This window comes from Nostoc sp. (genome assembly GCF_036917675.1).
Lineage (GTDB): Bacteria > Cyanobacteriota > Cyanobacteriia > Cyanobacteriales > Nostocaceae > Nostoc.
The window spans coordinates 113,121-125,982 of the sequence record NZ_JBALCT010000073.1 but is presented as its reverse complement, the minus strand read 5'-3'; the positions used below and the strand labels follow the sequence as shown (position 1 = coordinate 125,982).

At 44.2% G+C, this 12,862-nt stretch carries 5 protein-coding genes; 3 read left to right on the top strand and 2 right to left on the bottom strand.

Annotated features, from left to right (window positions below; genetic code table 11):
- Positions 1-198: 198 nt before the first annotated feature.
- Complete coding sequence (locus V7K31_RS29070; RefSeq protein ID WP_335099468.1) at positions 199-6,498, top strand: HAMP domain-containing protein; 6,300 nt, start codon at positions 199-201, stop codon at positions 6,496-6,498.
- Between the two features lie 151 nt (positions 6,499-6,649).
- Here the strand turns inward: V7K31_RS29070 and yhdJ are convergent, their stop codons facing one another.
- Positions 6,650-7,540, bottom strand: a complete 891-nt coding sequence (yhdJ, locus tag V7K31_RS29065; RefSeq protein ID WP_335099465.1) for an adenine-specific DNA-methyltransferase — start codon at positions 7,538-7,540, stop codon at positions 6,650-6,652.
- A gap of 175 nt (positions 7,541-7,715) precedes the next feature.
- Positions 7,716-8,309 carry a tetratricopeptide repeat protein gene (locus V7K31_RS29060; RefSeq protein WP_335099462.1) on the bottom strand — a complete coding sequence of 198 codons (594 nt, stop codon included), beginning with the start codon at positions 8,307-8,309 and terminating at the stop codon, positions 7,716-7,718.
- Between the two features lie 364 nt (positions 8,310-8,673).
- Between V7K31_RS29060 and V7K31_RS29055 the strand changes: the two genes are divergently transcribed.
- Both V7K31_RS29055 and V7K31_RS29050 read left to right on the top strand, forming a co-directional pair.
- Positions 8,674-9,651: an SDR family NAD(P)-dependent oxidoreductase gene (locus V7K31_RS29055; RefSeq protein WP_335099758.1), complete on the top strand. Its 978-nt coding sequence runs from the start codon at positions 8,674-8,676 to the stop codon at positions 9,649-9,651.
- Between the two features lie 751 nt (positions 9,652-10,402).
- A complete protein-coding gene (locus V7K31_RS29050) occupies positions 10,403-12,682 on the top strand; it encodes a cation:proton antiporter domain-containing protein (protein WP_335099460.1) in 2,280 nt (759 codons plus the stop codon).
- The last annotated feature ends 180 nt before the right edge of the window (positions 12,683-12,862 follow it).

Sequence of the window (12,862 nt, the reverse complement as noted above, 5' to 3'; positions counted from 1 at the left end):
GCAAAAACAAACCAAACAACAAAGTCAATAAATTTCTACACTACTACCATCTAAACAGCAGCTGCATGAGGGTTAAAATTCACTCAACCATTGCCCAAAGGTCAAGAAGCGTTAAGCATTACCTCAAAGTACCCCAAACAGGTACGGGGTGGAAAAAATACAAAAAAATTATTAAAGAATAAACCTAAGAATAAACCTATGGCAACTGAACAGTTAACTAGAGACAGCGACAATCTAGATTTAAATCAGCTACTAAGAACGCTGAATGCTGTTAAACAAGGTGACTTCTCGGCTCGGATGCCCATAGACCATACTGGTGTGGCGGGGAAAATAGCTGATACGCTTAATGATATTATTGATCAAAATGAGCGGATGGCGGCGGAACTACAGCGAATTGGTAATGTTGTCGGCAAAGAAGGCAAAATTGCCGATCGCGCCTCTCTGGGAGATGTTCGTGGTTCTTGGTCAAATTGTGTTACTTCTGTCAATACTCTGATTACAGATTTAGTCCAACCAACAGCTGAAACTACTCGTGTAATTCGAGCGGTAGCTAATGGTGATTTATCCCAAACGATCGCTACAGAAATTGATGGCAGACCCTTGCAAGGTGAGTTTCTCCAAACTGCTAATATCGTTAACACGATGGTAGATCGGCTTGGTTCTTTTGCATCGGAAGTAACGCGGGTTGCGCGGGAGGTGGGAACTGAAGGGAAGTTGGGCGTGCAAGCCGAAGTGCAAGGTGTGGCTGGCACTTGGAAAGATTTGACTGATAACGTTAACTTGATGGCGGGTAATCTCACCGGACAAGTTCGCAACATTGCCGAAGTTGCCACTGCGATCGCAAATGGTGACTTATCCAAAAAAATCACCGTTAATGTGAAAGGCGAAATTCTGGAACTAAAGAACACCGTAAATACAATGGTGGATCAACTTAATTCCTTTGCCAGTGAAGTCACAAGAGTTGCCCGTGAAGTCGGAACTGAAGGGAAGTTGGGCGTACAAGCAGAAGTTAAAGGAGTGGCAGGAACTTGGAAGGATTTGACAGACAACGTTAATTTGATGGCAGGGAATTTGACTGCCCAAGTCCGTAACATTGCGGATGTGACAACGGCGGTAGCTAATGGCGACCTTTCTAAGAAAATCACTGTTAATGTCAAAGGCGAAATTTTAGAGTTGAAAAACACCGTCAACATCATGGTGGATCAACTTAATTCCTTTGCATCGGAAGTCACAAGAGTGGCGCGTGAGGTGGGTGCAGAAGGAAAATTGGGCGGTCAAGCAGATGTCCGGGGAGTAGCGGGAACATGGAAAGACCTCACCGATAGTGTGAATTTCATGGCGGGAAGCTTGACGGGACAGGTGCGGAATATTGCGGAAGTTACCACGGCGGTGGCGAATGGCGACTTATCCAAAAAAATCACTGTGGATGTGAAAGGCGAAATTCTGGAGTTGAAAAACACCATCAATACAATGGTGGATCAACTTAATTCTTTTGCATCGGAAGTCACAAGAGTTGCGCGGGAAGTGGGAACCGAAGGGAAGTTGGGCGTACAAGCCCAAGTGCAAGGTGTGGCGGGTACTTGGAAAGATTTAACTGACAACGTGAACTTAATGGCGGGTAATCTCACCGGACAGGTGCGAAATATTGCCGAAGTTGCCACTGCGATCGCAAATGGCGATCTATCTAAAAAAATCACCGTCGATGTCAGAGGTGAAATTCTCGAACTCAAGAATACCATCAATATAATGGTGGATCAACTCAGTTCCTTTGCTAGTGAAGTCACAAGGGTTGCTCGTGAAGTGGGAAGTGAAGGTAAACTGGGAGTGCAAGCCGATGTGCGCGGTGTCGCTGGTACTTGGAAAGATTTGACTGACAGCGTAAATTTCATGGCGGGAAGTTTAACGGCACAGGTGCGGAACATTGCCGAAGTTACAACCGCCGTTGCAACAGGAGACTTATCTAAGAAAATCACCGTCGATGTTAAAGGTGAAATTCTGGAGTTGAAGAACACAATTAACACAATGGTAGATCAACTCAGTTCCTTTGCAAGTGAAGTGACGCGGGTAGCGCGAGAAGTCGGTACAGAAGGTAAATTGGGTGTACAAGCGGAAGTAAAAGACGTTGCTGGTACTTGGAAAGATTTAACCGACAGCGTGAACTTCATGGCGGGAAGTTTAACGGCACAGGTGCGGAACATCGCCGAAGTTACAACTGCGATCGCAAATGGTGATCTTTCTAAGAAAATTACTGTTGGTGTTAAAGGCGAAATTCTCGAACTTAAGAATACCATCAATATAATGGTGGATCAACTCAATTCTTTTGCATCGGAAGTCACAAGGGTGGCGCGTGAGGTGGGAAGCGAGGGTAAACTAGGTGTGCAAGCAGATGTGCGCGGTGTGGCTGGCACTTGGAAAGATTTAACTGATAGCGTAAACTTCATGGCGGGAAGCTTAACGGCACAGGTACGGAATATTGCCGCCGTCACCACCGCCGTAGCAAATGGCGACTTATCTAAGAAAATCTCCGTTGATGTCAAAGGTGAAATTTTAGAGTTGAAAAATACCGTCAACACGATGGTAGATCAACTAAATTCCTTTGCAAGTGAAGTTACAAGAGTGGCGCGGGAAGTGGGAACTGAAGGTAAGTTGGGCGTACAAGCGGAAGTTAAAGGTGTAGCAGGTACTTGGAAAGATTTAACTGACAGTGTAAACTTCATGGCGGGAAGTTTGACGGCACAGGTGCGAAACATTGCCGAAGTTACCACGGCGGTAGCAAACGGCGACTTATCCAAAAAAATCACTGTCGATGTGAAAGGCGAAATTAAGGAACTCAAGAACACCATTAACACAATGGTGGATCAGCTTAATTCTTTTGCATCCGAAGTTACCAGGGTTGCCCGTGAGGTAGGAACGGAAGGTAAACTTGGTGTGCAAGCTTACGTCAGAGGAGTTGCAGGTACTTGGAAAGATTTGACGGACAACGTTAACTCGATGGCGGGGAACCTCACCGGACAAGTTCGCAACATCGCCGAAGTTACCAAGGCGGTAGCTAATGGCGACTTATCCAAGAAAATTACCGTCGATGCCAAAGGTGAAATTTTAGACTTGAAGAATACCACCAACACGATGGTAGATCAACTCAGTTCCTTTGCAAGTGAAGTAACGCGGGTAGCGCGGGAAGTGGGAACTGAAGGGAAGTTGGGTGGACAAGCCCAAGTTCAAGGTGTTGCAGGGACTTGGAAAGATTTAACAGATAATGTTAACTCGATGGCGGGTAACTTAACGGCACAAGTGCGCGGTATTGCCAGAGTTGTCACAGCAGTTGCTAACGGTGACTTGAAACGAAAACTGATGTTAGATGCCAAAGGAGAAATTGAAACTTTGGCAGAGACAATCAACGAAATGATTGATACTTTAGCGACATTTGCCAATCAAGTAACCACAGTGGCGCGAGAAGTGGGAATTGAAGGTAAATTGGGCGGACAAGCGAGAGTACCTGGGGCGGCTGGAACTTGGAAAGATTTGACAGATAACGTCAACGAACTCGCTGCTACACTTACTACTCAGTTGCGAGCGATCGCAGAAGTTGCTACAGCTGTAACTAAGGGCGATTTAACTCGTTCAATTGCCGTCGAAACACTAGGGGAAGTAGCGATACTTAAAGACAACATCAACCAGATGATTGCCAATCTGCGAGAGACAACGCAGAAAAACACCGAACAAGATTGGTTGAAAACTAACTTAGCCAAGTTTACCCGAATGCTCCAAGGGCAGCGAGACTTGGAAACTGTATCTAAACTAATTCTCTCAGAACTAGCACCCTTGGTAGGAGTGCAACACGGCGTATTCTTCCTGATGGAGTATGGGGAAAATACACCATATTTAAAACTAATTAGTAGCTACGCTTACCGCGAACGCAGACATTTGGCTAACCGCTTCCAATTGGGTGAAGGCTTGGTGGGACAATGCGCTTTAGAAAAAGAGCGAATTTTACTGACGGAAGTACCAAGTGATTATGTCAGAATTGCCTCTGGTTTAGGAGAAGCAACTCCACTTAATGCCGTGGTGTTACCTGTACTTTTTGAAGGACAAGTGACAGCAGTGATTGAATTAGCATCCTTCCGCCGCTTTAGCGAAATTCATCTGACATTCTTCGACCAACTAACCGAAAGTATAGCGATCGTCCTGAACACGATCGCAGCATCGATGCGAACTGAAGAATTACTCAAGCAGTCGCAATCTTTGGCTGAAGAACTCCAAACCCAGCAAAGCGAACTCCGCCAAACCAACAAGCGTTTAGAACAACAAGCGCAATCACTCAAAACTTCCGAGGACTTACTCAAAGGACAGCAAGAGGAACTGCAACAAACCAACGCCGAATTAGAAGAAAAGGCAGAGTTGTTAGCTATGCAGAAGAAAGAAGTCGAGCGCAAAAATCGGGAAATTGAACAAGCAAGACTGTCTTTAGAAGACAAGGCTGAACAACTCGCCCTTTCCTCAAAATACAAGTCAGAATTTCTCGCCAATATGTCCCATGAACTGCGGACACCGCTAAACAGCTTGTTAATTTTGGCGAAGCTGTTGACAGATAACATTGATCGCAACCTCACCGCAAAACAAGTCGAATACAGCCAGACAATTTACTCAGCCGGTACTGATTTGTTGACGTTAATCAATGACATACTGGATCTTGCTAAAATTGAATCGGGAACTATGTCAATTGAGATGACCCAAATGTCATTGACAGAGTTGGGTGAGCAGACTGAGCGCACCTTTCGAGAAATCGCTCAGAGCAAAGGACTTGCCTTCACAATTGAATTTACTCCCGAATTGCCACTCACTATATATACAGATGTCAAACGCTTACAACAGGTGTTGAAAAATCTCCTCTCCAACGCTTTTAAATTTACAGAGCAAGGGGAGGTACGCTTAAGGATTGCGATGGCGAAGCAAGGGTGGAGCAACGACCAGGAAACCTTGAATCGCGCCCAGCTTGTGATTGCCTTCTCAGTCAGCGATACAGGCATTGGTATTGCCCCCGAAAACCAGAAAGTGATTTTTGAAGCATTTCAGCAAGCCGATGGCTCTACCAGTCGCAGATATGGCGGCACCGGATTGGGTTTATCAATTAGCCGCGAAATCGCCCGTCTCTTTGGCGGCGAAATTAAATTAATCAGTCAACCTGGTCAAGGTAGCACCTTTACGTTCTACTTCCCCCAATTGAATCCTGAATCTACATCAAAACCACAGACGCGATTAATCGCGTCTCTACCAAATCTCCACTCCCCACTCCTAAATGACGATCGCACTACTATTGAAAGAGGCGATCGCGTCTTACTAATTATTGAGGATGACGTTAATTTTGCGCGTATCCTGCTAAAGATGGCGCAACAGCAAGGATTCAAGGTGATAACTGCCCAAACGGGTAGTACAGGTTTGATGCTAGCGCAGCAATTCTTGCCTTCAGCCATTTTGCTAGATATCAGGTTGCCAGAAATGGATGGTTGGACGGTATTGGATCGTCTGAAACATGACCCAAATACCCGTCACATTCCCGTACATATTATGACAGTTGAGGAAGGGAGACAACGCGGTTTACAACTAGGTGCGATCGCATATCTGCAAAAGCCCTTAACCAGCGAGACAATATCTGAGGCGTTGACCAAAATTAAAGGTTTTGTTGAGCGCCAGGTGAAAAATTTGTTAGTAGTCGAAGACGATGATACTCAACGGCTGAGTATTGTCGAGTTGATTGGCAACAGCGATGTTTTTACCACTGCTGTGGGCACGGGTACGGAAGCACTAGAAGCTATTCGCGCCCAGCATTTTGATTGCCTCGTTCTTGATTTAGGGCTACCCGATATGACTGGGTTTGAACTGATCGATCAGATAAAGCTTCTACCTCACGGCAAAACTTTACCAATTATTGTCTACACCGGTAGAGAAATTAGCAAAGCTCAAGAAACCGAACTCAGGCGGATTGCCGAAACAATCATCATTAAAGATGTGCGATCGCCCGAACGTCTTCTTGATGAAACAGCATTATTTTTACACCGAGTCCAAGCAAATTTACCAGCACCCAAACGAGAAATACTTGAACAACTGCATTCACAAGACTACTTACTCACTGGCAAAAAAGCCCTAATAGTAGACGACGATATGCGTAATATCTTCGCCCTTACCAGTATGTTGGAGTGTTATCAAATACAGGTTTTATATGCTGAAAATGGCAGAGAGGGGATTACCCTGTTGGAAACTACACCAGATATTGATGTCGTTTTGATGGACGTAATGATGCCAGAAATGGATGGTTACGAAACAACACGCTTAATCCGCCAAAACGAGCAATTTAAATCCTTGCCGATTATTGCACTGACTGCTAAAGCCATGCAAGGCGATCGCGAGAAGTGTATTGAAGCAGGCGCATCAGACTACATCACCAAACCCGTAGATACCGAACAATTGCTTTCACTCTTGCGTGTTTGGCTATATCGCTAAAGTCTGTAGAGATGTGTTAGCAGTTTTTATGAAGAAGAATTCAGAACTCAGGAGTCAGAATTCAGCATGAATTCTGTACGACTGGGTGATGAATATTGGTTTAAAACCTTGCCTATTGTAGGCGAAACAAATTTTCAACCTTATTCCTTAATTAAAACTCTATCCCTTTATGGGTAGAGTGTTCTGAATTCTGAATTCTGAATTTTGACTCCTTTTTATTTTTTCTAGTATTGTTCTTTTGCGGAGATAATAACTTTTCTCCTTTGTATTCTTGCCATCCTAGAACACGTCTAAGACCAATTTTCAGATATTCTTCTTGAGATTCTATGCTAATAGAAATCCGCCCTAAGCGTTTGGCCACAGCAGCAGATGTAAAAGTTCCTGCGAATGGATCAAGCACAATACTACCCTGATGACTACTTGCAAGAATAATTCTCTCTAGTAATGATTGGGGTTTTTGTGAGGGATGATTTTCATATTCTTCCATTTGATATCTTACACGAGGAAAGTACCATACATTCCCAGGTACTTTTTGTGTATTGTATAGGCTTGGAACGGATTTTCTGTAATCAATCAACTTCCTCTGTGCGCCTGTTTTTGCTTCTATTTTAATATCACTTGAGTTGAAAATATAATTGCTTTTGTCTTTAACACAGTGAAGTATTGGCTCATACATTGAGCCGAAGTATTTTGTTGCTTGAACTCCAGAACTATCGTAATGCCAGACAATTCGGCTAAGAATTACCATTTTCTGCCTTAAGTAAATATCAAAGTATGGCATCGCTTGAGTGCTTGTCATCACATATAAGGTTCCATTTGGCTTCAATATCCGAATACATTCATCAAGCAATTTGTATGCCCAATTCGCATACTCCTCCTCAGACTCCCATTTGTCGTAGAAATTTGAAAACCGTTTTCCTATGTTGTAGGGAGGATCGATAAAAACAATATCTACAGATTCAGAGGAAATCTCACTAGACAAAATATGTAGGGCATCGCCATGAAATATACTATGTTCCTCGTCTTCATATCGTTCAAACATGACCATTTATCTGAAAATAAGTTGTGCGGAAATAGCCTTAACATCTGAGTTAGCACCAAAAGCCTTAATCTGCGTAGGTTGGGTTGAGGAACGAAACCCAACATTTTTCGTGGTTTGTTGGGTAACACGAATGTTCAACCCAACCTACAACTATCCTTAACCCAAGCGTATTGGACTATGCATACTCTTGAATTAATTGTTTAAACCCCTGATCATCTCGAATTTGATCTAAAAAAGGACTGGACAACATATCTTGACTTACGCTTGAGGGGTCTAAACTTATAGCTTTTCGGAGATTTTCAACTGCTAAATCTGCATTTTTTAGTGTCGCGTAATGAAACGCTTTATTTGTGTAAGCCTGTGGCTTGTCAGGTGCAAGTTCTATCGCTTTATTGATAGAAGCCTTAGCTTCTTCATGCCGCCCCAGTATATCGAGTGGGAAGATTCTATTAACCCAGGGATCATAGTAATTTGGATCAATCTGAATCGATTTCTCATAACAATCTAAGGCTTCTTGATATCGTTCTAACTGATTAAGAGTATTACCCTTACCATTCCAGGCATTCGCATCGTCAGACCGAATCTCAATCGCTTTATTATAAATGTCTAGAGCCTCTTCATATTTTTTTAATTGTCTTAATGCCTTGCCTTTTCCAATCCAAGCTTCAAAATTTGAGGGCTGGATTTGAATAGCTTTATCATAGGCATCAACTGCTTCTGAATAGCCTCCTGCAAATAAAAAAGCATCACCTTGAATAACATCGCTCATACTTCATAATATATAGAATTTTTCTGAAACCGCGTCTACCTTGAAAACCAGAGTTTTTTGTGATTAAATAAAGCTTATAACTCCAGCTACGACCGAATCATAGCATTCTGCTGAAAAACTATAGGTTTCAAAATGGACAAGGTTTAGATATCGAAATTATACCAGAACTCATCGGTTATTGTACTAAATAGACGATAGACGGCTCCTATGGTCGAAGGTGTCTACCATCTAGTATGAGCGATCGCTAAGTACAGCATTTCATTAATTCGTAGCGATTATAGACAACGATCTTTCAAGGGTTTCAGCCTACTTTATTTCCTTAACCGAGCAGTATTGCCTATTCAATTACGAATTACGAATTATGATCAAACACCTTGAAGGTAGAGTGGCATTGGTAACAGGTGCTACGCGGGGAATTGGTAGAGGAATTGCTATTGGCTTGGCTGAAGCTGGTGCAACTGTATATATCACAGGCCGCAGTCTCAACAACTCTTCCAGTAATGCGGTTTCAGGGAGTCTTAGTGAAACCCAATCAGTTATAGAGGAAGTCGGTGGTATATGCATTCCCGTCCAAGTAGATCACAGCGACGATGAGCAAGTGCGTTTACTGTTTGAGCGTATTCAAGATGAGCAAGATGGACAACTCGACCTATTGGTGAATAATGCTTACTCAGGAGTTCAGGCAGTAAAAAACGCCTATGGGCAACCTTTTTGGGATTCTGAACTAAGTCTTTGGGATGCAAGCAACAACGTTGGTCTTCGTAGCCACTATATTGCGAGTGTTTTTGCTGCCCGAATGATGACCAAGCGGAACTCTGGACTAATTTGCACCATTTCCTCGTGGGGTAGTATGTCTTATATCTTTAATACAGCATACGGTGTTGGTAAAGCAGCTTGCGATCGCCTAGCTGCTGATATGGCTGTTGAACTCAAACCCCATAATGTCGCTTCTGTTTCAATTTGGCCAGGTATTGTTGGTACTGAGCTTTTTTCCCATTTTGCTGATGAGATGAATCAAACCAATGCTACCCAAAAGAATAACTCATTTCTGGGCGATCGCTACAACTGGGAAACTCCCTTATTAACTGGACGGGTGATTGCTGCACTTGCTTGTGAGCCAAATATTATGCGCCGTACAGGACGTGTGCAGATTGTTGCCGAACTAGCTAAGAAATATGGAATTGTCGATGAAAATGGCGATCGTCCCGCATCGCTACGTTCTCTGCGTTTTGTGCTGCCGACTGTATTTCCTGTACTGAGAAACTACTCATGGCTCATACCCGATATTAAAATGCCGTGGTCACTACTACTACTGAATGCCCTTAGCTCACCTAAAATTTAATCGGCATTGGGCATGGGGCATCCACCTTTAATATTCATTAACGAGTCTTTTAGCTCCATTCATCCACCTTTGATACTCATTAACGAGTCTTTGAAAACCAGTCTAGAAACAACTTCTAGAGATTATCTCGTTCCCAGTCAGAGACTGGAAATGCATATTTTGAGGCTCCGCCTCCCTTACTCGCGGCAGAGCCGCAACGAGCAGCATTTCCAGCCAGAGCCTGAAAACGAGGTTTTAAAATCACTCTGGTGTAGGTCTGACAATTCAGGTCATGTGGAAAACCCACGAAAGACCTAACCCCCTAGCCCCCTTCCCGTGTCGGGAAGGGGGAAAATTCAAAGTCTCTCTCCTTGTAGGAGAGAGAAATAGAAGTGAGGTTTTCCAGATACCGTGAAAAGTCAGAGTGTAATTTGGGTTTACTCGCGGTAGAGCCGCAACGAGCAGCATTTCCAGCCAGAGGCTGAAAACGAGGTTTTAAAATCACTCTGGTGTAGCTTGGGTTTCGTTCCTCAACCCAACATTTTCAGGACTTTCTTGGGACAGGATGAGGTTTGACTTTTGGGTAATCGGATAACTCGTGTGTACATCATAGCCCCCTATCGAAGAGCGGGGAGGGGGAGGGGGTTCTTGACCTCACAAAGGCCGAGAACCGCTATAATCAAATTCTGTCGCCCCTTCACCAAACAAGCAGTTTGAGATCAAAAAACTTTGTATGCTGAATTAATAGGTCTTAATAGTTCTTTTAAAACTGGTGCAAGAAGATTTTAGGTTAATTGTTGATTTAGTTTTAGTTCTAGGCGTTGCAGCCTGCGGCGGACTGTTGGCGGCACTTTTGCGACAACCCGTGCTGCTAGGATATCTGATTGGTGGGATGATCATTGGGCCAGCCGGACTGGGACTGATTAAAGAAATTATTCAAGTAGAGACTCTGGCACAGTTCGGGGTCGCCTTTTTGTTATTCGCATTGGGTGTAGAATTTTCCTTTGCGGAACTCAAGAAGGTAAAAGCGATCGCTCTTGGTGGAGGTGGACTTCAGATTGCTTTGACGATTTTGGTAACAGTTGTGGTATGCGGCTTAACCGGAGCCTGGGGAACTTTACCTGCTAAGGGGATGTTTTTGGGGTGTATTCTGTCCTTGTCTTCCACAGCCGTTGTCCTTAAGTGCTTGATGGAGGACAACGAAACAGAAACGCCTCACGGGCAAGTGATGCTGGGGATTTTGGTAGTACAGGACTTGGCACTGGGACTGATGTTAGCAGTCTTACCAGCCCTCAATCAACCAGCAGAAACTATTGGTATCGCTGTGCTAACAGCCCTAGCCTTGATTGGTTTATTTGCTGCTGGTGCAGTAGCTGCGGGGATTTGGCTGATACCGCCTTTGTTGCGACTGTTAGCCAGTACCGAAAGCAAAGAACTATTTTTATTAGGGGTTGTAGCTCTCTGTTTGGGCATTGCCTTGCTGACAGAGCATTTGGGACTGTCGATTGAAATGGGGGCATTTGTCGCGGGTTTGATGATTTCTGAGGTGGAATACGCCGATCAAACCCTGACTTATGTGGAACCACTGCGAGATATCTTTGCTAGTTTATTTTTTGCCGCCATTGGGATGTTAATTGACCCAGTGTTTTTGTGGAACAACTTAGAATTGATTTTAGGGCTGGTGGCACTAGTTTTCGTCGGTAAATTTTTGATTATCACCCCCCTAGTGAAACTGTTCCGTTACCCTTTGAAAACAGCCATCATCGCCGGTTTGGGACTGGCGCAAATTGGGGAATTTTCCTTTGTTCTCGCTAGTGAAGGGCAGTCTTTGGGGCTGGTGTCCCGACAAATATACTTATTAATTTTGGGAACCACCGCAGTCACACTCATGCTTACTCCTTTTGTCCTGCGGTTAGTGCCATTTTTATTTAACTTTGCCGAATCAATGCCCTGGTTGAAACCGTATTTAGAAGAACAAGAGGCGCGGGATGTATCAGAAGATTTGCCCTTCAAAGACCATGTGGTAGTTTGCGGCTATGGGCGAGTCGGCAAAAATTTGGTGAAATTGTTGCTGCAACACGACCTACCTGTGGTAGTAATCGACCAATCAGAAAGTAGAATTCAGCAGTTGCGTGAAGCTGGGGTATCTTATGTCTATGGCAATTGCGTGAGTTTACACGTTCTGGAAACCGCCGGGGTGAATCATGCCAAAGGAATGGCGATCGCACTTCCAGACCCCATGAGTACTCGTCTTTGCTTAAAACGCGCTTTGGAATTGCGCCCAGAATTAGATTTGGTTGTCCGTGCTACCCAGGATAAAAATATTGAGGTGCTGTATCAATTGGGAGCCAGAGAAGTTGTGCAACCAGAGTTTGAAGCTAGCTTAGAAATGGCAACCTATTTATTAACTGGCTTAGGCTTGTTATCGCCAGCTGACATCCAACGCGAAATGCAGCAAATCCGCAACGATCATTATTTAGAATTGCGGCCAGAGCGTTCTGCCACTGAAGTTGCTCATGATTTGCGCCAAGCAACCCGCGATTTAAATCAGCGCTGGTATCCTTTACCATCTGCTTCGCCCCTAATTGGGATGAGCATAGAAGAAGCAGATATGCGCTACTTAACAGGAGCGAGTTTGATGGCAATTCGCCGCCTTAACGGGGATGAAATCGATTATCCCAATAATCAAACCAAATTGGAAGATGGCGATCGCTTGCTGGTAGTGGGAGCAGATGAAGAACTAGCAGCTTTGGCAGAATTCGCCAAGGGACAAGCTGCTGTTCCCGGAGAAAATAGTGCTTGCCAGTGGATTACAGTTAATGCAGATGCGCCAACGCTAGGTAAAACCCTAAGAGATTTAGATATCGGCAAACAATTTGGAGTACAGGTACAGGCGATCCGGCGAGATGGTAAGTTTATCCGCTATCCTGATGGCGGCATGGACTTACGAGTTAGCGACCAAGTATTGTTATGCGGTAGCTTGACAGGTCTGAGTCAACTAGAATTCACATTCGGCACCTTCAACTGTCACACCGGAAAAAATAGTACATAATAACTATTAAACGAGTCGGCTGTTATCGGATTATTAAGATTAATAGGACTTACGCAAAATATCTCTGAAACTCTGATTTCTCCGTGTCGCGCCAGTTGCTACAACAAGGAGGCAGCGCGGGAACAGGGGGTTTCCCTCATGAGTGACTGCCGTGGGAAAATACGCAATGCATAGGCTTCT